This is a genomic window from Streptomyces sp. NPDC031670 (assembly GCF_055580545.1).
In genome coordinates, this window is the sequence record NZ_JBVILC010000006.1 from 15,707 (window position 1) to 34,715 (window position 19,009).

21 protein-coding genes and 1 riboswitch are annotated in these 19,009 nt (G+C 73.7%); of the genes, 9 read left to right on the plus strand and 12 right to left on the minus strand.

What is annotated here, in order from left to right; all coding sequences use genetic code 11:
• Nucleotides 1–12: 12 nt before the first annotated feature.
• The 5 genes from ACZ5ID_RS13435 (at nucleotide 13) to ACZ5ID_RS13455 (ending at nucleotide 4,782) form a co-directional block, all read left to right on the plus strand.
• A complete protein-coding gene (locus ACZ5ID_RS13435; RefSeq protein WP_468896982.1) occupies nucleotides 13–999 on the plus strand; it encodes a DEDDh family exonuclease in 987 nt (328 codons plus the stop codon).
• 53 nt (nucleotides 1,000–1,052) lie between these two features.
• Complete coding sequence (locus tag ACZ5ID_RS13440; protein ID WP_266991763.1) at nucleotides 1,053–1,286, plus strand: hypothetical protein; 234 nt, start codon at nucleotides 1,053–1,055, stop codon at nucleotides 1,284–1,286.
• A gap of 56 nt (nucleotides 1,287–1,342) precedes the next feature.
• A complete protein-coding gene (locus tag ACZ5ID_RS13445) occupies nucleotides 1,343–2,134 on the plus strand; it encodes an SURF1 family cytochrome oxidase biogenesis protein (RefSeq protein WP_468896985.1) in 792 nt (263 codons plus the stop codon).
• Nucleotides 2,135–2,240: 106 nt separating this feature from the next.
• The gene (locus tag ACZ5ID_RS13450; protein ID WP_468896987.1) at nucleotides 2,241–4,022 is read left to right on the plus strand and encodes a glycoside hydrolase family 15 protein; all 1,782 of its coding nucleotides are present in this window, start codon (nucleotides 2,241–2,243) and stop codon (nucleotides 4,020–4,022) included.
• A 4-nt stretch (nucleotides 4,023–4,026) separates the two neighbouring features.
• The gene (locus ACZ5ID_RS13455) at nucleotides 4,027–4,782 is read left to right on the plus strand and encodes an SDR family oxidoreductase (protein WP_468896989.1); all 756 of its coding nucleotides are present in this window, start codon (nucleotides 4,027–4,029) and stop codon (nucleotides 4,780–4,782) included.
• Between the two features lie 234 nt (nucleotides 4,783–5,016).
• On the opposite strand, the gene amaP is transcribed toward ACZ5ID_RS13455, so the two are convergent.
• From amaP to ACZ5ID_RS13480, 5 genes are read right to left on the minus strand one after another with little or no spacing between them, the layout of a single operon-like run.
• A complete protein-coding gene (gene amaP / locus ACZ5ID_RS13460) occupies nucleotides 5,017–5,595 on the minus strand; it encodes an alkaline shock response membrane anchor protein AmaP (protein WP_468896991.1) in 579 nt (192 codons plus the stop codon).
• 3 nt (nucleotides 5,596–5,598) lie between these two features.
• Nucleotides 5,599–6,318 carry a DUF6286 domain-containing protein gene (locus tag ACZ5ID_RS13465; protein WP_468896993.1) on the minus strand — a complete coding sequence of 240 codons (720 nt, stop codon included), beginning with the start codon at nucleotides 6,316–6,318 and terminating at the stop codon, nucleotides 5,599–5,601.
• Complete coding sequence (locus tag ACZ5ID_RS13470; protein WP_468896995.1) at nucleotides 6,315–6,713, minus strand: Asp23/Gls24 family envelope stress response protein; 399 nt, start codon at nucleotides 6,711–6,713, stop codon at nucleotides 6,315–6,317. The genes ACZ5ID_RS13465 and ACZ5ID_RS13470 overlap by 4 nt, the downstream gene beginning before the upstream one ends.
• A 9-nt stretch (nucleotides 6,714–6,722) precedes the next feature.
• Nucleotides 6,723–6,914 carry a hypothetical protein gene (locus ACZ5ID_RS13475; protein ID WP_358831983.1) on the minus strand — a complete coding sequence of 64 codons (192 nt, stop codon included), beginning with the start codon at nucleotides 6,912–6,914 and terminating at the stop codon, nucleotides 6,723–6,725.
• 48 nt (nucleotides 6,915–6,962) lie between these two features.
• The gene (locus tag ACZ5ID_RS13480) at nucleotides 6,963–7,469 is read right to left on the minus strand and encodes an Asp23/Gls24 family envelope stress response protein (protein WP_468896998.1); all 507 of its coding nucleotides are present in this window, start codon (nucleotides 7,467–7,469) and stop codon (nucleotides 6,963–6,965) included.
• A 94-nt stretch (nucleotides 7,470–7,563) separates the two neighbouring features.
• Here ACZ5ID_RS13480 and ACZ5ID_RS13485 point away from each other — a divergent pair, with 94 nt between their 5' ends.
• Nucleotides 7,564–8,196, plus strand: a complete 633-nt coding sequence (locus ACZ5ID_RS13485) for a nucleopolyhedrovirus P10 family protein (protein ID WP_468897000.1) — start codon at nucleotides 7,564–7,566, stop codon at nucleotides 8,194–8,196.
• 164 nt (nucleotides 8,197–8,360) lie between these two features.
• Here the strand turns inward: ACZ5ID_RS13485 and ACZ5ID_RS13490 are convergent, their stop codons facing one another.
• The 4 genes from ACZ5ID_RS13490 to ACZ5ID_RS13505 all read right to left on the minus strand — a co-directional run bounded on the left by ACZ5ID_RS13490 (nucleotide 8,361) and on the right by ACZ5ID_RS13505 (nucleotide 12,347).
• A complete protein-coding gene (locus ACZ5ID_RS13490) occupies nucleotides 8,361–9,152 on the minus strand; it encodes an enoyl-CoA hydratase/isomerase family protein (protein ID WP_468897002.1) in 792 nt (263 codons plus the stop codon).
• A 144-nt stretch (nucleotides 9,153–9,296) separates the two neighbouring features.
• Nucleotides 9,297–9,518 (minus strand): helix-turn-helix domain-containing protein, encoded by a 222-nt coding sequence (locus tag ACZ5ID_RS13495; protein WP_067157635.1) that lies wholly within the window; start codon nucleotides 9,516–9,518, stop codon nucleotides 9,297–9,299.
• A gap of 347 nt (nucleotides 9,519–9,865) precedes the next feature.
• Nucleotides 9,866–11,464: an ABC-F family ATP-binding cassette domain-containing protein gene (locus tag ACZ5ID_RS13500; RefSeq protein WP_406555730.1), complete on the minus strand. Its 1,599-nt coding sequence runs from the start codon at nucleotides 11,462–11,464 to the stop codon at nucleotides 9,866–9,868.
• 184 nt (nucleotides 11,465–11,648) lie between these two features.
• Nucleotides 11,649–12,347, minus strand: a complete 699-nt coding sequence (locus tag ACZ5ID_RS13505; RefSeq protein WP_468897004.1) for an outer membrane protein assembly factor BamB family protein — start codon at nucleotides 12,345–12,347, stop codon at nucleotides 11,649–11,651.
• Nucleotides 12,348–12,445: 98 nt separating this feature from the next.
• Between ACZ5ID_RS13505 and ypfJ the strand changes: the two genes are divergently transcribed.
• On the plus strand, nucleotides 12,446–13,339 hold the full coding sequence (gene ypfJ / locus ACZ5ID_RS13510) for a KPN_02809 family neutral zinc metallopeptidase (protein ID WP_468897006.1): 894 nt from the start codon (nucleotides 12,446–12,448) through the stop codon (nucleotides 13,337–13,339).
• A 45-nt stretch (nucleotides 13,340–13,384) separates the two neighbouring features.
• Here the strand turns inward: ypfJ and ACZ5ID_RS13515 are convergent, their stop codons facing one another.
• The 3 genes from ACZ5ID_RS13515 to ACZ5ID_RS13525 all read right to left on the minus strand — a co-directional run bounded on the left by ACZ5ID_RS13515 (nucleotide 13,385) and on the right by ACZ5ID_RS13525 (nucleotide 16,925).
• The gene (locus ACZ5ID_RS13515) at nucleotides 13,385–14,704 is read right to left on the minus strand and encodes a hypothetical protein (protein WP_468897486.1); all 1,320 of its coding nucleotides are present in this window, start codon (nucleotides 14,702–14,704) and stop codon (nucleotides 13,385–13,387) included.
• A 361-nt stretch (nucleotides 14,705–15,065) separates the two neighbouring features.
• Nucleotides 15,066–16,190 carry an alpha/beta hydrolase gene (locus tag ACZ5ID_RS13520; protein ID WP_468897008.1) on the minus strand — a complete coding sequence of 375 codons (1,125 nt, stop codon included), beginning with the start codon at nucleotides 16,188–16,190 and terminating at the stop codon, nucleotides 15,066–15,068.
• Nucleotides 16,191–16,265: 75 nt separating this feature from the next.
• The gene (locus ACZ5ID_RS13525) at nucleotides 16,266–16,925 is read right to left on the minus strand and encodes a class II aldolase/adducin family protein (protein ID WP_468897010.1); all 660 of its coding nucleotides are present in this window, start codon (nucleotides 16,923–16,925) and stop codon (nucleotides 16,266–16,268) included.
• Nucleotides 16,926–17,157: 232 nt separating this feature from the next.
• On the opposite strand from ACZ5ID_RS13525, the gene ACZ5ID_RS13530 reads away from it, so the two are divergent.
• Nucleotides 17,158–18,417: an inorganic phosphate transporter gene (locus tag ACZ5ID_RS13530; RefSeq protein WP_468897012.1), complete on the plus strand. Its 1,260-nt coding sequence runs from the start codon at nucleotides 17,158–17,160 to the stop codon at nucleotides 18,415–18,417.
• Between the two features lie 28 nt (nucleotides 18,418–18,445).
• On the plus strand, nucleotides 18,446–18,670 hold the full coding sequence (locus ACZ5ID_RS13535) for a hypothetical protein (RefSeq protein ID WP_468897014.1): 225 nt from the start codon (nucleotides 18,446–18,448) through the stop codon (nucleotides 18,668–18,670).
• Between the two features lie 106 nt (nucleotides 18,671–18,776).
• Nucleotides 18,777–18,973, plus strand: a riboswitch (cobalamin riboswitch).
• The last annotated feature ends 36 nt before the right edge of the window (nucleotides 18,974–19,009 follow it).

Genomic DNA, 19,009 nt, shown 5'->3' on the forward strand with positions numbered 1-19,009 from the left:
CCCGTATTCTCTGTGACCATGCTCGACGACCGTACGACAGCAGCAGCCACGTGGCCGGCCGCCTACCCGCAGGGGTACGCGGTCGTCGACGTGGAGACCACCGGCCTCGCCCGCGACGACCGGATAATCTCTGCCGCCGTCTACCGCCTGGACGCCCAGGGCAATGTCGAGGACCACTGGTACACGCTGGTGAACCCCGAGCGTGATCCGGGTCCGGTGTGGATCCACGGCCTGACCACCGACGTCCTCGCGGGCGCGCCGCTCTTCCCGGACATCGCCGGGGAGTTCGCCGAGCGGCTGGACGGGCGGGTCCTGGTCGCGCACAACGCGATCTTCGACTGGCAGATGATCGCGCGGGAGTACGCACGGGCGAAGAGCGCGGCGCCGGTGCGCCAGCGGCTGTGCACCATCGCGCTCTCCAAGGAGCTGGCGCTGCCGCTGCCCAACCACAAACTGGAGTCGCTGGCCGCGCACTACGGAGTGGTGCAGCAGCGCGCGCACCACGCGCTGGACGACGCGCGCGTGCTGGCCGAGGCGTTCCGCCCGAGCCTGCACCAGGCGGCGCGGGTGGGGGCGCGGCTGCCGCTGCTCGAATGCCGCCCGCTCACCGAGTGGTCGGACGGCCCGGCGGCCCCGCGCATCGGCTACCAGGCGACGGGGCCGTACGGACGGAGTTCGAGCTGGCGGCCCGCGCGCAAGCGGCCGGCGTGCCCGTACCCCAACCCCGGTCGCTACGAAGCGGACAAACCGCTCAAGCAGGGCATGCGGGTGGCGTTCTCCGGTGACACCTCCATCGACCGCGACCTCCTGGAGGACCGCGCGACCGAGGCCGGGCTGCACGTGGCGAGCAGCGTCTCGCGGCTCACCAGCCTGCTGGTGACCAACGACCCGGACTCGGCGACCTCCAAGACCGTCAAGGCGAAGGCGTTCGGCACCCCGGTCATCGACGAGGCGGCCTTCACCCAGCTGCTGCGGGACGTGGCTCCGGCAGACGGGTGACCGCCGGGCGTGCCGCCCGGCGTTACGGCGCGGCGCGCTCCACCCTGTGGCGCATGGCACGTTGCGAAGTCTGCGGGAACGACTACGGGATGTCCTTCGAGGTGCACGCGCAGGGCGCGGTGCACGTCTTCGACTGCTTCTCGTGCGCCATCCACCGCATGGCGCCCATCTGCGAACACTGCCGGGTCCAGATCATCGGCCAGGGCGTCGAGGTCGAGGGGCACTGGTACTGCGGCGGGCACTGCGCCCGAGCGGAGGGCCAGGTGGGCATCGTCGACAAGGTCTGACCCGCGTACCCCGACCCCCGTGAGAACACCCCGCGCCGGAGTTGTACCGTCGTGGGGTGTACCGCTTCCTGTTGTCCCGGCAGTGGGTGCTCGTCACCCTCCTCGCCCTCGTCCTCATCCCCACGATGATCGAGCTGGGCTTCTGGCAGCTGCACCGCCACCAGCACCGCGTGGCCCAGAACACCGTCATCGCGGACAACCTGAAGGCGAAGCCGGTCCCGGTGACCGAACTCACCTCCCCGGGCCACACCGTTCCGCACGCCCAGTACTGGCGCCGGGTCACCGCCACCGGCACCTACGACGCCGCCCACGAGGTCGTGGTGCGCCGCCGCACCGCCGCCGACGGCCGGGTCGGCTACCACGTCCTCACCCCGTTCGTCCTCGACGGCGGGCCCACCGTGCTGATCAACCGCGGCTGGGTGGCGGACAACGGCAGCCAGACGGAGTTCCCGCGCATCCCGGCCCCGCCCAGGGGCGAGGTCACGGTCACCGGACGGCTGATGGCCGACCAGACGACCGCGGCCAGCGGCATCAAGGACGTCAAGGGCCTGCCGCCCCGCCAGGTGATGCTGATCAGCAGCGCCCAGCAGCAGAAGGCGCTCGGCCGCCCGGTCCTGGGCGGCTACATCGAGCAGACCGCGCCCGAGCCCCCCGGCAACTCCCCCGAGCTGATCCCGGCCCCGGACCACTCCTCCATCGGGCCGCACATGGCGTACGCCGTCCAGTGGTGGCTGTTCACCGCCGGGGTCCCGGTCGGCTGGGTGATCCTGGTCCGCCGCGAGAAGCGCGACCGGGCCGAGGCCGCGGCGAAGGACGGGACGGCCGCGCCCGCGCCCGCGGCGGTCTGACACGCGCGCCGCCGCGCCCCCGCCCGCGCCTGTCGGAAGCGTCCGGCCGTACGGAGTGACGTACCTGTCTGATTGACAATTCCACCGGGCGGGAACACGCCAGAGCGTGACGCGACGCATCCAACGCATCGAGGACTACGCCCTCATCGGCGACCTCCAGACCGCCGCCCTCGTCGGCCGGGACGGCTCCATCGACTGGCTGTGCCTGCCGCGCTTCGACTCCGCGGCCTGTTTCGCGGCGCTGCTCGGCGACGACGACAACGGCCACTGGCGGATCGCCCCGGCGGGTGCCGGGGACTGCACGCGCCGCGCCTACCTCGACGACTCGCTCGTACTGGAGTCCGTCTGGGAGACCCGCGGCGGGACGGTACGCGTCCTCGACTTCATGCCCCAGCGCCACACCGCGCCCGATGTCGTACGGATCGTCGAGGGGATCAGCGGCAGCGTGGAGATGAGCTCCGTGCTGCGGCTGCGCTTCGACTACGGCCGGGTGGTGCCCTGGGTGCGCCGCGCCGACGGCCACCGGGTCGCGGTCGCCGGGCCCGACTCGGTCTGGCTGCGCACCGAACCCGAGGTCAAGACCTGGGGACAGCAGCTCAGCACCCGCTCCTCGTTCACCGTCGGCGCCGGCGAGAAGGTCGCGATGGTGCTGACCTGGCACCCCTCGCACGAGCCCCGTCCGTCGATAGTCGATCCGTACGAGGCGCTGGAGCAGAGCCTTGAGGACTGGCGCGAATGGGCCGGCAAGTGCCGCGACTGCGGTCCCTACCGGGACGCCGTCGTCCGCTCCCTGATCACCCTCAAGGCCCTCACCTACGCGCCGACCGGTGGCATCGTCGCCGCCCCCACCACCTCGCTCCCCGAGGAGATCGGGGGCGTGCGCAACTGGGACTACCGCTACTGCTGGCTGCGCGACTCGACGCTGACGCTGGACGCGCTGGTCTCGGCCGGCTACCTCGAAGAGGCGGCGGCCTGGCGCGACTGGCTGCTGCGCGCGGTCGCGGGCGACCCGGCCGACCTCCAGATCATGTACGGCCTCGGCGGTGAGCGGCGGCTGCCGGAGATCGAGCTGCCCTGGCTCAAGGGCCACCTGGACTCCGCGCCGGTCCGGATCGGCAACGCCGCCGTCAAACAGCTCCAGCTCGACGTGTACGGGGAGGTCATCGACTCCCTCCATCTGGCCCGCACCTCCGGTATGGCCGCCAAACGGCACACCTGGAACGTCGAACTCAGCCTGCTCGGCTTCCTGGAGGCGCGCTGGCGCGAGCCGGACGAGGGGCTGTGGGAGGTGCGCGGGGAGCGCCGCCACTTCGTGCACTCCAAGGTGATGGCGTGGGTGGCCGCGGACCGCGCGGTCAAGGCCCTGGAGTCGGACCCGTCCCGGCGCGGGGACGCGGAGCGCTGGCGGCGGATGCGGGACGAGGTGCACCGGGAGGTGTGCGAGAAGGGGTTCGACGCCGAGCGGAACACCTTCACCCAGTCGTACGGGTCCGTGGAGCTGGACGCGGCGACCCTGCTCATCCCCCGGGTCGGCTTCCTGCCGGGCGACGACCCGCGGGTGATCGGCACGGTCGACGCGGTCCGCGCCGAGCTGGGCCACGACGGCTTCGTACGCCGCTACACCACCGAGGGCGCCACGGTCGACGGGCTGCCCGGCGACGAGGGCACCTTCCTGGTCTGCTCGTTCTGGCTGGCCGACGCGCTGCGGCTGACCGGCCGCGAGAAGGAGGCGCGGGAGCTGTTCGACCGGCTCCTCGGGCTCCGCAACGACGTGGGGCTCCTCGCCGAGGAGTACGACCCGGCGGCCGGCCGGCAGCTGGGCAACTTCCCGCAGGCCTTCAGCCACATCGGACTGGTGGCGACCGCGATGGGGCTGGAGGCAGGATAGGCGCATGGATCTTGGACTGAAGGACCGCGTCTACGTCGTCACCGGCGCCTCCCGGGGCCTCGGCCTCGCCGCCGCGCGGGCGCTCACGGCCGACGGCGCGAAGACGGTGGTCAGCGGACGCGACGAGAAGGCGGTGACCGCGGCGGCCGGGGAGCTGGGCCCGAACGCGCTGGGCGCGGCCGTCGACAACGCCGACCCCGCCGCCGCCTCCCGGCTGATCGCCACCGCCCGCGAGCGGTTCGGCCGTTTCGACGGCGTGCTGATCAGCGTGGGCGGCCCGCCGCCGGGCTTCGTCGCCGACAACACCGACGAGCAGTGGCGCACGGCCTTCGAGTCGGTGTTCCTGGGCGCGGTGCGGATGGCGCGCACGGCGGCGGAGGAGCTGGACGAGGGCGGGGTGATCGGCTTCGTCCTGTCGGGCTCGGTCCACGAACCCATCCCCGGCCTGACCGTCTCCAACGGCCTGCGCCCGGGCCTGGCGGGCTTCGCCAAGTCCCTCGCGGACGAACTGGGCCCGCGCGGCATCCGCGTGGTCGGGCTGCTCCCGTCCCGCATCGACACCGACCGGGTGCGCGAGCTGGACGCCCTCTCCGGCGACGCGGAGGCGGCCCGCACGGCCAACGAGTCCCGGATCCCGCTGCGCCGCTACGGCACGCCCGAGGAGTTCGGCCGCACGGCCGCGTTCCTGCTCTCGCCCGCCGCTTCGTATCTGACGGGAGTGATGCTGCCGGTGGACGGCGGGGCCCGGCACGGGTTCTGAGACCGGCCGGCTTCTGGCGCCCGGCTCCGCGAGGCGGTAGGAACACCTCATGGCGGAGCCGGAGTTCACCACCCGGTACGACGAGGTGCTGGCCGCCTCGGCCGACGTCCTGGCCCTGGCCGAGGGGCTGGCCACCGCCCGGCCCGGCACCTACGGCTCGCCGGGTGTCGAGACGGGCGGCGCGGGTCCGGCGAAGGCTGGAGCGGGACCGGGGCGGTCCGCTGTGTTCCGGGGTCAGGTCACCCGGTGGGCCCGGTGCTTGACCGCGCGCATCCGGACCTCGGCCGGAAGGGCCGCGAGGCCCGCCGAGTCGCGGGCGTGGGCCAGGGACTCCGCGGTGAGGCGGGAGAGGGCTTCGGCGGGGGCCGCGTGGGGCTCCAGGAGCAGCGCCACGCGGGCCGCGGGGGTGGTGCGGCGGCCGTGCAGGGTCGCCTGGGCGCGGGCCACGCCCGGCAGCGCCTCCGCCTCGCCCGCCAGCACCGTCTCCAGCGCGCGGCCCCGCAGCAGCGCGCCCTCGCCGTCGCCCGAGTCCACCAGGACCTCGGCCAGCCGGGCCCGGCGCATCTGGGCGAGCAGCCACCACAGGGTGAGCAGGAGCAGGACGGCCAGCGCCGCGATCACCGTCGGCCACCACCAGCCGTGGTCGTGCCAGCGCTCCCGGCGGGCCCGGTCGAGCAGGACGTCGTGGGTGTCCGTCCACGGCCACCACGACGGGACCGGCAGACCGGCCCCGGCCGCGAGGACCGCGCCGCCCACCGCCGTCAGGGCCAGCCCGGCGAGGCCGATCAGCACCCGGTTCACCGTCCTGAGCATGGGTCACCTCTTCCTGGCGGCACGGCCCACATGTACGGAGAGCCCGGGCTGTCCGGCGAGCCCGAGCTCCTTGATGCCCGCGCCGAGCGCGGCGTCCAGGTCGGCCCGTACGTCGTCGAGTTCGCGGAAGTGCGAGACGGCCCGTACGGCGACCTTGGCGCGGCCCGTCCTGACCCGCACCGACTGCACACCCGGGACCTCCATCGCCCGGTCCCGCAGCACCAGCGCGGCGGCGGAGCGGTCGAGCCCGGCGCGCACGCCGGACGAGGTGCGCCGCATCGGCAGTACGTCCCGCAGCCCGGGTGTCAGCGCCAGCACGACCAGCCAGAGCCCGAGGGCCACCGCGACCCCGGCGCCGATGAGCACCACCACGTCGTCCACGGTGTGCCGGGCCAGCCAGTGCGCGAGCTCGCGGCGCCAGCGCATCGCGGGGCGGTCCGCGCGGACCGCCGCGATGTCGTACAGCAGGAGCCCGGACGCGGCCAGGACGACCAGGGCCACCAGCGTGGCGGGGATCCGCCGCGCGGACCAGAAGCGCCCGGCCCGGCTGCCCTCGCCCTCGGCGAGGACCGGTACGGGGTCGTAGGCGGCGGACGACCGCGACTGGTCGAGGCCGCCGTCGCCCGTCCCCGGGGTCTTCTCCATGACGACGGGCAGCGGCCGGGTGGCGCCGTCGTCACCGCCGTACGCGTCGTCCCGTCCCGGCCCGCCGGTCTCGCTCATGCGATCCTCCCCCGGTCACCCGTGTGCGCCGCGTGCAGGCGCTCGATCTGCACCGCCACCTCGGGCACCTCCATGCCCGCCAACGCCCTTACCCGATCGGCCACTTGCCGACGCACCGCGCCGCACTGGGCGCCGAGGTCGGAGGGGTAGCCGAGCTCCAGGCTGACCCGGACCCGGGCCACCTCCTGGTGCACCGTGACCGCCGCGTGGGGCGCGCTGCCGCCTTCAGGGGGCGTGCCCAGCGCCTCGCGCGCCGCCTGTGCGGCGATCTTCGCGACCACCCGGTCGGCGATCCGCGTCGCCCCGCGCTCGGCGGGCACGATCCGAGCCGGGGGCGTGGCCCGCGCGGGCGCGCCGGAGCCGTCGGACCCCGGCGACACCGTCGACACCGTCATCGGAGCGCGTCACCTCAGCCGGTCGCCGCGGTCCCGGGGACGGAAGAAGTCCCCGGGTTCGAGATCGCCCTCCAGGAACCTGCCCACCACGAACCCGATCGCGCCCAGCGCCGCGACCAGCAGGAACGCCCCGAATCCGCCGAAGTATCCGGCGAAGCCGAGCGCCATGCCGGCCACCAGTCCGATCACCGCCATGCTCATTCTGAGCTCCTCAGTCGCTCCTCGTCGGGGCCGGGCCGCACCGGGGCCTCACTGGAGCCGCGGCTCCGGCTCGTCCTCTTCCTCGTCCGGCAGTTTCACGTCACTCACCGCGATGTTGACCTCGACGACCTCAAGACCGGTCATCCGCTCCACGGCCGCGATCACGTTCTCCCGTACGGCACGGGCCACATCCGAGATCGACACGCCGTAATCGACGACGATCTCGATGTCGAGCGCCGTCTGGACCTCTCCGACCTCGGCCTTCACCCCGCGCGCCACCGCGGCCTTGCCGCCGCCCGGCACCCGGTCGCGCACCGCGCCGAACGTACGGGACAGCCCGCTGCCCATCGCGTGCACACCGTCGACCTCGCGGGCCGCGAGCCCCGCGATCTTCTCCACCACGCCGTCGGCGATGGTGGTGCGCCCGCGCGTGCCGGGGTCGCCTCCGCCACGCCTGGCGGGGGAACTCTTTCTCGTCCCGCCGATCCCGCCCTCGGACTCCCGGTCACCCGGGCCGGACATTTCGGGGCGGCTGCTTCCCATGGTGTCGCTCATCGCGTTCATCCCTTTCGGCTTTCCCCCTCCCCTCAGATGCCCACACTAAGCGCGGTTGCCCCGTCTCGCGCCCGGGATGCGGCAGGGTGGAGCAATGACCCCAGACGCATGGAGCACGGAGGTACGCCGCCGACTCGCCCTGGGCAGGCTGCTGCCGCTCGGGGACGCGGCGGACGGCGCGTGGGTGACGGAACGGGCGGCCGGGGCGGTGCTGCGGGCGGCCTGCGCGCCGGTGCCGGGCGTGGCCGTGACGTCCCTGCGCCTGTCCCTGGCGGACCCGGCGGCGGCCGGTGTCCCGGTGGTCGCGCCGCCGCCGAGCGGGCTGCCGCCCGGGGAGCTGCGGGCGGTGGCGGAGGTGGCGGTGTGGGGCGGGGACCGCCCTCGGACGGAGGAGGTACGGGAGGCGGTCCTTGCGGCGTCGCAGGTGCGCCTGGGCCTGCGCGTGTCCCGGGTCGACATCCGGGTGACGGCCCTGCTGGACACCCCCGCCACCCCGGCTCCCCCGACTCCCCCACCCGGGGTACACCCGCCCTCCGACCCCGCACTGCGGACGGTCCCCGGGGTGGCCGGGCTGACGTCGGAGCTGCCGGGCTCACTGGGGGCCGGGGACGATCCGGCCTGGGTCGAGCTGGCGGTCGCGGCGGGGCACCGGGCGGTGGACGTGGCGCGGGGGGTCCGCGAGGTGGTGGGGGGCGGGGTGGGGGTGCTGGTGACGTGGGTGGGGTGAGATGCGTTCCCGGGCGCGGGCCGGTGGGGGGCCGAAGGCCCCACCCAGGGGCGCGGGGAACTGCGCGACCAGCCCCCACCGGCCCGCACGTCACCAGGGGCCGGGGCGCGGGGGTGGAGCCCCGCGTCACGGGGGCCCGGGGGCGGAGCCCCCGGCAGCATGAGCTACTCCGACAGCCCCGCAAGGTCCCGCAGACGCCGCGCCTGAGCCCCCCGCTCAGCCACCCGCTGCTCCTCGTACGACCGCCCCGCCACCCCCCGCAGCAACGCCTTCGTCTCGATCACCGCGTCCCGCGGCGCCGCGACGAGCGCAGCCGTCAGGTCCCCTACCGCCGCGTCGAGTTCGCCCGCCGGCACCGCGAGGTTCGCCAGCCCGATCCGTTCCGACTCCTCCGCTCCGACGAAGCGGCCGGTCGCGCAGATCTCCAGGGCGCGGGCGTAGCCCACCAGGCTCACCAGGGGGTGGGTGCCCGTCAGGTCCGGCACCAGGCCGAGGCTGGTCTCGCGCATGGCGAACTGCACGTCGTCCGCGACGACGCGCAGGTCACAGGCGAGCGCGAGCTGGAAGCCCGCGCCGATCGCATGCCCCTGGACCGCCGCGATCGACACGATGTCGTTGCGGCGCCACCAGGTGAACGCCTCCTGGTACTCGGCGATGACCCCGTCCAGCTCCTCGTCGGAGCCGCGCGCGAGGTCGAGGAAGGACGGTTCGCCGTCGAAGCCCTCGGGAGTGAAGGCCTGACGGTCGAGCCCGGCGGAGAAGGACTTGCCCTCTCCCCGCAGTACGACGACCCGGACGGTGCCGGGCAGCTCCTGACCGGCGGTCGCCAACGCCCGCCACAGAGCGGGAGACTGGGCGTTGCGCTTGTCCGGGTTGGTCAGGGTCACCGTGGCGACAGCGTCGTCGACGGTGAGCCGGACGCCGTCCTTGTCGAGTACGGGGTCGGGCGAAGCCATGGAGCGCCTCCGGGTCGGGTGCAGTCAAATAAGTGACTGCACAGTAACCACCCGGTCGACCGCGTGGCCTACCGGGTGGCAACCCGACCCGGCGAGCCCCGAGCCGGGCCCCGAAGGGCCGGCCCCGGACCCGCCCGGCCCCGGTCAGGCCGAGGCGGTCTTCTTGCCGCGTGTCGCTCCGCCGCGTCCGCGCAGTACCACCCCGGACTCGCTGAGCATCCGGTGGACGAATCCGTAGGAGCGGCCGGTCTCTTCGGCCAACGCCCGGATGCTCGCACCGGAGTCGTACTTCTTCTTCAGGTCTGCCGCGAGCTTGTCGCGCGCGGCGCCGGTTACCCGGCTGCCCTTCTTCAGAGTCTCGGCCACCCGTGCCTCCTCATGGGAAGTGCGCTCTGGACTTCTCATGATCACCCCTCGCGGGCTTCCTGGCCACCCATTCGGCAAGGTCGGTGCACGCGGGTTTCGGCGCAGGACGCAGCGAAGTCAGGCCGGAATGAAAAATTCCGCACGGCCTCGGAACCACCTCTGATCCGAGCGAGCGAAGAACTCGCTGGTCAGAGGTGTGCTCGGGGTCACACTCCGGAATGGGCGCGTCCCGTGCCCACGGGCTCTTGATCCCGTGCATGACACGCCGGGGTACGAGACGCCCTCACTCAGATTGAGGATCACGCGTAGGCCGAATGATCCATATGAAGTGGATCAGTCGCGCAGCGTCACGCGAGGGCGACCAGATCCGCGTAGTCCGGACCCCACAGGTCCTCGACGCCGTCGGGCAGCAGAATGATGCGCTCGGGCTGTAGAGCCTCGACCGCGCCCTCGTCGTGCGTCACTAGAACGACCGCGCCCTTGTACGTACGCAGCGCGCCGAGGATCTCCTCGCGGCTGGCCGGGTCCAGGTTGTTGGTCGGCTCGTCGAGCAGCAGGACGTTGGCGGAGGAGACCACCAGCGTGGCCAGGGCCAGCCGGGTCTTCTCGCCGCCGGAGAGCACGCCCGCGGGCTTGTCCACGTCGTCGCCGGAGAACAGGAACGAGCCCAGCGTCTTGCGGACCTCGACCAGGTCGAGGTCGGGGGCGGAGGAACGCATGTTCTCCAGGACCGTGCGGTCCGGGTCGAGCGTCTCGTGCTCCTGCGCGTAGTAGCCGAGCTTGAGGCCGTGACCCGGGGTCACCTGGCCGGTGTCCGCCTTCTCGGCGCCCGCGAGCAGCCGCAGCAGGGTCGTCTTGCCGGCGCCGTTGAGACCGAGGATGACGACCCTCGACCCCTTGTCGATGGCCAGGTCGACGTCGGTGAAGATCTCCAGCGAGCCGTACGACTTGGACAGCCCCTCGGCGGTCAGCGGGGTCTTGCCGCAGGGCGCGGGGTCGGGGAAGCGCAGCTTGGCGACCTTGTCGGAGACGCGTACCGCGTCCAGGCCCGAGAGCAGCCGCTCGGCGCGCTTGGCCATGTTCTGCGCGGCCACCGTCTTGGTCGCCTTGGCGCGCATCTTGTCGGCCTGCGAGTTGAGGGCGGCGGCCTTCTTCTCGGCGTTCTGGCGCTCGCGCTTGCGGCGCTTCTCGTCGGCCTCGCGCTGCTGCTGGTAGAGCTTCCAGCCCATGTTGTAGACGTCGATCTGGGAGCGGTTGGCGTCCAGGTAGAACACCTTGTTGACGACCGTCTCGACCAGGTCCACATCGTGGGAGATCACGATGAAGCCGCCCCGGTAGGACTTGAGGTAGTCGCGCAGCCAGACGATCGAGTCGGCGTCGAGGTGGTTGGTCGGCTCGTCGAGGAGCAGGGTGTCGGCGTCCGAGAACAGGATGCGGGCGAGCTCGACGCGGCGGCGCTGACCGCCGGAGAGGGTGTGCAGCGGCTGGCCGAGCACCCGGTCGGGCAGGCCGAGCGCGGCGGCGATGGTGGCGGCCTCGGCCTCGGCGGCGTACCCGCCCCGGGTGAGGAACTCCGTCTCCAGGCGCTCGTACTTCTTCATCGCCTTCTCGCGCGTGGCGCCCTTGCCGTTCGCCATGCGCTCCTCGTTCTCGCGCATCTTGCGCAGCACCTCGTCGAGGCCGCGCGCGGAGAGCACGCGGTCGCGCGCGAGGACGTCGAGGTCGCCGGTGCGGGGGTCCTGCGGCAGATAGCCGACCTCACCGGAGCGGGTGATGGTGCCGCCGGCCGGGATGCCCTCGCCGGCCAGGCACTTGGTGAGGGTGGTCTTGCCGGCTCCGTTGCGGCCGACGAGGCCGATGCGGTCGCCCTTGGCGACACGGAAGGAAGCGTTCTCGATGAGGATGCGGGCGCCGGCGCGCAGCTCGATGCCGGTGGCGGTGATCACGGAAATACTCCAGGGCGGTATGGACGGCGGGGTGGACGGGGGTCGAGGAGCGTCGACGCCGTCTAATGCACAAGGAGAATTGCCATGAAGCCAATTCTAGCGGTGGTGTGCAACTGCTTTTACGTGCGGTGATCCCTTGGGCAAGGTCGTCCGCGGGGCGCCGTGACCGCCCTCCCGGACCGCCTCACACGCCCCGGGCCGCGCCCACGCGCGCGGGGAGCTCGTTGCCCAGCGGGGTGCGGCCGGGCGCGACGGGCCCGAGGGTGTCGACCGCCACCAGCTCCTGGGTCCACACGTCCCGGTCGGCGCAGGGCTGGGCGACGATCAGCACGCCCGCCACGCGCGCGACGCGGCCCGGGTCGAAGGCGCACCCCGGCCGGGCGGGCAGCGTCCAGCGCAGGTCCCCGTCGGCGGTGCGGTACGCGGCGACGCGCTCGGGGGTGAAGACGGCCAGCATCCCGTCGCCCCGGGCGGCCGGGGCGAGCTGCTGGAGGACGCCCGCGGCCCGCGCCGGGCGCCCGGCGAGCCAGCCGGCGAGACCGGGGACGGCCCGGTGCCAGCGGACCGCGTCGACGGAGAGCACGCGCGCGGTGTCGGTGACCATGCCGTCGCTCCACAGGGCGAAGGCGTGCCCGGGCGCGCCCCGCACCGCGAGCGGGCGGCGTCCCTCGCGGCGGTAGGTCCAGCTGCGCGCCCCGCTCCTCGGGTCGTACGCCTCGACGGCCGCGCCCCGCACCCGTACCGCGGGACGGCCCTGCGCGGCGGCCGGCAGCACGGTGAGACGGTCGCCGTAGGGGGCGGGCCGGGCCTGGCGGGCCGCGGTGACGAGGGGAAGGGCCAGTACGGCGGCGACGGCGGCCAGCGCGAGACGGTTCCGGTCCATGAGGCGCCGAGCGTACCGGCCGCCGTGGCGAAACCGGCGCAACGCCATGACCTGTTCAATACTCTGGGGTGATACCGCGTGACGGAGGGTGGTGGACCGTGCAGTTCGACGACGACGCCGATCTGGACACGTCCGAGGTCAAGGACGTCCGGGGCAGCCGGGTCCCCGGCGGCAGGGCCACCATCGGCGGCGGCCTCGTCGGGATCGTCGCGCTCGTGCTCGGTCTGCTCTTCGGGGTCGGGCCGGACCAGCTGGGGCTCTCCTCCGGCGACTCCGCCCCGGCGACCTCGGTGTCGGCCCAGGGGCAGGTGCAGGCGAGCTGCCGCAAGGGACGCGACGCCAACACCAAGGAGGACTGCCGCGTCCTGGCGGTGGTCAACAGCGTGCAGGACTACTGGTCGCGGGAGCTCCCGCGCCGGGGCGGGCGCTACACGTCCGCGCAGACCGTCTTCTTCACCGGCCGCGTCCCCACCGCGTGCGGGACGGCGACCTCGGCGGTGGGGCCGTTCTACTGCCCGGGCGACCGGCAGGTCTATCTGGACCTCGGCTTCTTCGACGACCTGCGGACCAAGTTCGGCGCCACGGGCGGTCCGTTCGCCCAGGCGTACGTGGTGGCGCACGAGTACGGGCACCACGTCCAGAACCTGATGGGCACTCTCGCCCGGTCCCAGGACGGACGGCAGGGCGCGGACAGCGGCTCCGTGAAGGTCGAGCTCCAGGCCGACTGCTACGCCGGGGTGTGGGCGCACCACGCGACGACCACACCGGACCCGAGGACCGGCAGGCCCCTGCTGACCCGGCTGAGCGACCAGGACATCAGGGACGGCCTGGACGCGGCGGCGGCCGTGGGCGACGACCGCATCCAGGAGAGGTTCCAGGGCCGGGTCACCCCCGAGTCCTGGACGCACGGCTCGGCCCAGCAGCGTCAGCAGTGGTTCCGCACCGGGTTCGGGACGGGCGATCCGGCCCGCTGCGACACCTTCGCGCGCTAGGGCGTACTGGCGTATTCGCGCATCGAGAGTCCCGTCTGCCCCCGGTCACACCCCGCCGGTGTGGACCTGGAAGGCCGCGCGGCGCACGGCCTTGGCGAGGGCCGGGTCCGGATGGGCGGCTGCCAGGGCGACCAGGACCTGGACGGTCCGGGGGTGGCCGACGGCCCTGACCTCGTCGAGCAGGGCGGGCACGGTGCCCTGCACGGCGGAGTCGAGGTGGCGCACCATCAGGTCGACCTCGCCGTGGTCGGCGACGGCAGCCGCCGTGTCGACCCACAGCCAGGTGGACTCCTCGCGGGTGAGGACGGCGGTGACGTCCTCGGGGTCGGTCCCCTCGTGCTCGGCCAGCCACAGCAGGGCGTAGGGGCGCAGGAAGATCTCGTCGGCGGCGGCGCGCACCTCGGGCTCGGCGGGCGCGCCGACGACCCGGAGCGCCTCGAAGGCGAGCCCGCGCACCAGGGCGTCCTCGCCCCGGGCGGCGTCGAGCAGTTCGGTCACCGCGCTGCCCACGGGCCGCGCGGCGAGCCAGGCGCGGTACTCGGCGCGGGCCGGGCCGGGGGTGAGCCGGGCGCAGCCGCGCAGCATGTCCTCGGCGGACTGCTCGATGTTGCCGGCCGGGCTCTGCGCGGCGACGCAGATCTGCTCCAGCTTGACCCACACCGCCCAGTTGCCGAGCGGGGTGAGGGTGGCCGAGCCCTCGCCGAGGGTGAGCGCGCCGACCGCGGCGAGCCCGGCGAGGACCCAGTCGAGGAGGAGGGAGAGGAAGGCGAGGGAGGCCGGACGGTCCCCGCCGGGGGCGTCCGCGCCGGTGCCGTCGGGCACTTCGCAGCGTTCGTCGCGCAGTTCGGCGACGCGCTGGCCGAGCAGGTCGAGCAGGGCCGGTACGAGGACGGGGCCGGCCGAGAGCTGGAGGAGGGAGAGCACCTGGGGGACGGCTTCGACGACCTCGGCCACGGCGGCGGGCGCGATGGCGGCCGGGGCGGGGTGGACGATCGACCAGGCGTCGAAGAGGGCGACCCAGCCGCGCAGCACCGCCGCGTCGTCGCGGTCCCAGGCGCGCAGCCGCCAGCCGGGGCGGGCGGTGCCGCCGTGCAGCTCGACGAGGCCGGCGAGCCGGGCGCGGTCCCAGCCGGCCCGCACCTGGGCAGGGGTCAGGCCCAGGGTGGCGGCGGCCTGTTCGGCGGCGGCGCCGGAGAGGGTGCCCGTCGGGGCGGGGCGCGGCGCGCTGCCCCGGGCGCGCTCGGCGTCGGCCCAGCGGGCGACGCGTACGGCGTCGGCGAGCACCGCTCTGGCCTGGCGGGCGAGTTCGGCGGGGGCCGGGGTGCCCTCGGGCGGCCGGGACGCCCGGGAGCGGCGGTCGCTCACGGCGCGGCGGGCGCTGGCGAGGGGCCGGGCGTCCTTCGCGTGCGGTGCGCGGACAAGCCGCAGTCTGGAGTCTCGCGGCAACTTCTCTTCAGGCTTCCGGGACGTCACGGATGCAGTCTTCCCGTTGACGGGCGGAAAGCCCAAACGGAATGGCCGGTGCCTGTCTTCCGCACGGGCCGGGGACGGGGGCACGCGGGGCCCGGCACCGGGGAGGGGGGCACCGCGGGTGACGGGCCGAAAGCCGAAGCGGAACAGCCGCCCCGGGGCGCGCCGCGGGCCTCGTGCGCCCCTGGGGCACTCCGGCGGCGCCTGTCAGCGGGCGTCAGCGGCCCCTGTCGGCGGCGCGCGCCGGTACCGCGTGTCACATGAGCGGGGTCAGGAACCGCCGCAGGGCCTCCTCGTAGCGGTCGGGGTCGGCGTTCCACATCGAGGCGTGCGGGGCGTCGGTCACCGTGTGAAGGGTGACCAGATCGGGTCGGCGGGCGGCGAGTTCACGGGTGAGGGGCCAGGAGGCCAGGGTGTCGCCGGGGCCGTGGAAGACCAGGGTCGGCACGGACAGGGCGGCCGGGTCGGCCGCCTCGCGCAGATGGCGGCCGTGCGGGCCGGTGCGGCCCTGCGCGGCCCGGACGGCGAGCGGCAGCAGCGCGCTCGGGGCGCCGTGGGCGACGGCGAGGGCGCGTACGGTGCTCTCCCAGTCGAGGACCGGCGAGTCCAGGACGACGCCCCGGACGCGGTCGCGCATCCCGGAGTTCGCGGCGGCGAGCAGTGCCATGGTGGCGCCGGTGGACCAGCCGTGCAGGATGACGTCGCGGGCGCCGGAGCGCACGGCGTAGCGGATCGCGGCGTCGAGGTCGCGCCACTCCGAGTCGCCGAGGTGGCCGAGGCCGTCCGGGGACCGCGGGGCGCCCGCGTCGCCCCGGTAGGCGAGGTCGAGCACCGGCAGCCGGTGGCGGTGCAGGAACCCCATGACGTTGAGCGGGTGCTCGCGGGTGGTGCCCAGGCCGTGCACGGTGATCACCCAGGTGCCGCGGGCGCCCGTCACCAGCCAGGCGGGCAGCGCCCCGAGCTCCGCGGGGATCTCGACGTCCTCGTGGGGCAGGCCCAGCGCCTCGGCGGGGGTGCCGTGGTGGACCTGCGGGGTGAGCCGGACCCGGTCCCCGGGCTGCGGGCTGCCCCGGGTGACCCGCTCCAGGCGGCGCACCACGGTGTCCGCGGCGTGCGGCACGTCGACGACCTCACCGACCACGGCGTGGATGCCGGGGCCCTCGATGCCGTACAGGCCGGGCCGCAGCGAGGCCAGGCAGCGGGTCAGGGCGATCCGTCCGGGCGCCGTGGCGTGCACGGTGAGCTCGGGGTCGCTGGGCAGCGGGCGGCCGGGTGGCACCTTCAGGGCCGCGTCGCTCGCGTACCGTCCGGCGGCCACCGCTGCCGCGCCGACGCCGATGAGTGTGGTGACGGCCGCTGCCGTCGCTGTAGCCGGGCGCACCGTTCCAGTGTCGGCAGTATGCGGCCTCACGGCCAGTGGACGGGGCCCACCGGGACACGTGTGGCGTACGGGGCTTCAGTGCTGCCCGTATCCCCGGAACTGCTCGGCGGCCCGGCCGAGGTCGGCGGCGGAGAGCAGGGAGGGGGTGCGGCCGGGCACCGAGGAGGCGGCGAGCCAGAGCCGGCACATCCATTCCAGCTGGGCGGTGCGGTCGTACGCCTGGGAGAGGGTGGCTCCGTAGGTGACCGTTCCGTGGTTCTGGAGGAGGCAGCCGGTGCGGCCGTCGAGGGCGCGGAGCATGTTCGCGGCCAGCTCCTCGGTCCCGTACAGCGCGTAGGGCGCGACCCGGACCGGGCCGCCGAGCGCGGCGGTCATGTAGTGGACCGGCGGGAGCTCGGTGACCAGGGTGGAGACGGCCGTGGCGTGGACGGCGTGGGTGTGGACGACCGCCCGGGCGTCGGTGTGCCGGTAGACCGCCAGGTGCATGGGGAGTTCGCTGGTGGGCCGCAGGGTGCCGGTGAGCTGGCGCCCGGTGAGGTCGACGGTGACGGTGTCATCGGGGCCGAGGCGTTCGTACGGCACTCCGCTGGGGGTGACGAGCACCAGGTCCCCGACGCGTACGGAGACGTTGCCCGAGGTCCCCACGACCAGTCCCTCGTCGGCGGTGCGGCGCGCGGTAGCGATCAGCTCGGCCCAGGCCGGGGCGGTCGCCGCGCTGTCGTTCGGCTCTCCCATGGGAGTGATCCTCGCAGGCTCCGCGCCGGGGGCGGAGGGGTGAGCGGAGAGGTGAGCGGAATCTCTTCAATGGGTTCTATGACGGATATGCGCGGTCTGTCCGGCCCTGGTCGCCCCAAAACCCGGCCAAGAAGCGCCGGGATACACCGTGTGGTCCGGCTCAGTTCACCTTCCGTTCATTCAGGTTGCTTACGTTCGTCCAGCCACTGACGTCGAACGATTGCCTGGGTAAATGGAACACATCACGCTGCTGCTCGCCATTGTGGTCGTGACAGCTCTAGTGTTCGATTTCACGAACGGTTTCCACGACACCGCCAACGCGATGGCCACGACCATCTCGACCGGCGCCCTGAAGCCCAAAGCGGCGGTCGCCATGTCGGCCGCGCTCAACCTGGTCGGCGCGTTCCTGTCGGTGGAGGTCGCCAAGACGATCTCCGGCGGGATCATCAACGAGAAGGGCCTCAGAACAGAGGTCATCTTCGCGGCGCTCGTCGGCGCCATCCTGTGGAATCTGGTGACCTGGCTGCTCGGTCTGCCGTCCAGCTCCTCCCACGCCCTGTTCGGCGGTCTGATCGGCGCGGCCGTGATGTCGGCCGGCTGGTCCTCGGTGAACGGCTCCACCATCGTCACCAAGGTGCTGCTCCCCGCCGTCGCCGCCCCGATCGTCGCGGGCGTCGCCGCGACGCTCGCCACCCGGCTGACGTACCGGATCAACCGGCACGCCGACCCGGCGGCCGAGAAGGCCACCGCCAAGGGCTACCGGGCCGGACAGATCGCCTCCGCCGGTCTCGTCTCGCTCGCCCACGGCACCAACGACGCGCAGAAGACCATGGGCATCATCACCCTCGCCCTGGTCACCGGCGGCGTGCTGCACCCGGGCGCCAACCCCCCGCTGTGGGTCATCGTCTCGGCCGGCATGGCCATCGCCATGGGTACCTACCTCGGCGGCTGGCGCATCATCCGCACCATGGGCAAGGGGCTGACCGAGCTGGCGCCGCCGCAGGGCTTCGCCGCCCAGTCCGGTGCCGCGACCGTCATCCTGGCCTCCTCGCACCTCGGCTTCTCGCTCTCCACCACCCAGGTCTGCTCCGGCTCCGTCATGGGCGCCGGTCTCGGCCGCAAGGGCGGAGTGGTCCGCTGGTCCACCGCGACCCGGATGTTCATCGCCTGGGGCCTGACCCTGCCCGCCGCGGGCCTGGTCGGCGCCGGCGCCGAGTTCCTCACCGGCCAGGGCACCTGGGGCATCGTCCTCGTGGCGGTCCTGCTGCTCGCGGGCTCCGGCTTCATCTGGAAGCTGTCGCGCCGCCGGCCGGTCGACCACAACGACGTCACCAACGTCCCGGCCGCCACCCCGGCCGAGCCCGCCGGTGTCGTCACGACCGCGATGGCCGCGGTCACCCCGCCGCCCACCGCCGCCGCCGTGGCCGTCGACCTGACGGCCACCATCCCGGCGCCCGCCCCCGCCGACCCGGCCCGCCCGGCCGTCGTCTGACCCGGCAGCGCTCCCCGAAGGAATCGTCATGCACATCGACTGGGCAGCTCTCGGCACCGTCTTCGGTGTCAGCCTCATCGTCACCGTCGGCCTGGTGGGCCTGTTCACCGTCGGGATCGTCGGCCTCAGCAAGCAGCAGTCGGCCGCGACCGGCAAGGGCACCGTCACCGTGGCCCGCACCACCGCCTACCTCTGCTTCGCGCTCTGCGCGGCGGCCGTCGCGTACGGCATCAACCTGATCGTCGCCAAGTAGGCCGGCGAGCAGCGCCGCACCCTCAACGACCGCCCTCCGGCCCTGCCGGGGGGCGGTTTCCTGTGTGCCTGCGCACACTCTCCCGTCGCAGGTCAGCAGCGAGTTGACGGGCGTTCCCGGGCATGGTGGACTGCCCGAGCCATTTACGGCGGCAGAAGAGGAAGCCGGTGCGAATCCGGCGCGGTCCCGCCACTGTCATCGGGGAATGATCCCCGTGAGCCAGGAACTCTCACCGCCGGTCGACGTCATACCAGGGCGCGGACACCCTGAGTGAGGACATACCGCCATGCGCGCCTGCCTGTTGCCGGCACCTCCCGCACGTACCGGAGCTCCCCGCGG

Bases quoted from the DNA above. Each gene is read 5' to 3' on its own strand.
- amaP (WP_468896991.1), bottom strand. From the start codon at position 5,595: ATGCTCAGGACGGTGAACCGGGTGCTGATCGGCCTCGCCGGGCTGGCC.
- ACZ5ID_RS13475 (WP_358831983.1), bottom strand. From the start codon at position 6,914: ATGAGCATGGCGGTGATCGGACTGGTGGCCGGCATGGCGCTCGGCTTC.
- ACZ5ID_RS13470 (WP_468896995.1), bottom strand. From the start codon at position 6,713: ATGACGGTGTCGACGGTGTCGCCGGGGTCCGACGGCTCCGGCGCGCCC.
- ACZ5ID_RS13505 (WP_468897004.1), bottom strand. From the start codon at position 12,347: ATGGACCGGAACCGTCTCGCGCTGGCCGCCGTCGCCGCCGTACTGGCC.
- ACZ5ID_RS13440 (WP_266991763.1), top strand. From the start codon at position 1,053: ATGGCACGTTGCGAAGTCTGCGGGAACGACTACGGGATGTCCTTCGAG.
- ACZ5ID_RS13525 (WP_468897010.1), bottom strand. From the start codon at position 16,925: ATGGGAGAGCCGAACGACAGCGCGGCGACCGCCCCGGCCTGGGCCGAG.
- ACZ5ID_RS13530 (WP_468897012.1), top strand. From the start codon at position 17,158: ATGGAACACATCACGCTGCTGCTCGCCATTGTGGTCGTGACAGCTCTA.
- ACZ5ID_RS13485 (WP_468897000.1), top strand. From the start codon at position 7,564: ATGACCCCAGACGCATGGAGCACGGAGGTACGCCGCCGACTCGCCCTG.
- ACZ5ID_RS13535 (WP_468897014.1), top strand. From the start codon at position 18,446: ATGCACATCGACTGGGCAGCTCTCGGCACCGTCTTCGGTGTCAGCCTC.
- ACZ5ID_RS13465 (WP_468896993.1), bottom strand. From the start codon at position 6,318: ATGAGCGAGACCGGCGGGCCGGGACGGGACGACGCGTACGGCGGTGAC.
- ACZ5ID_RS13490 (WP_468897002.1), bottom strand. From the start codon at position 9,152: ATGGCTTCGCCCGACCCCGTACTCGACAAGGACGGCGTCCGGCTCACC.
- ACZ5ID_RS13480 (WP_468896998.1), bottom strand. From the start codon at position 7,469: ATGAGCGACACCATGGGAAGCAGCCGCCCCGAAATGTCCGGCCCGGGT.
- ACZ5ID_RS13455 (WP_468896989.1), top strand. From the start codon at position 4,027: ATGGATCTTGGACTGAAGGACCGCGTCTACGTCGTCACCGGCGCCTCC.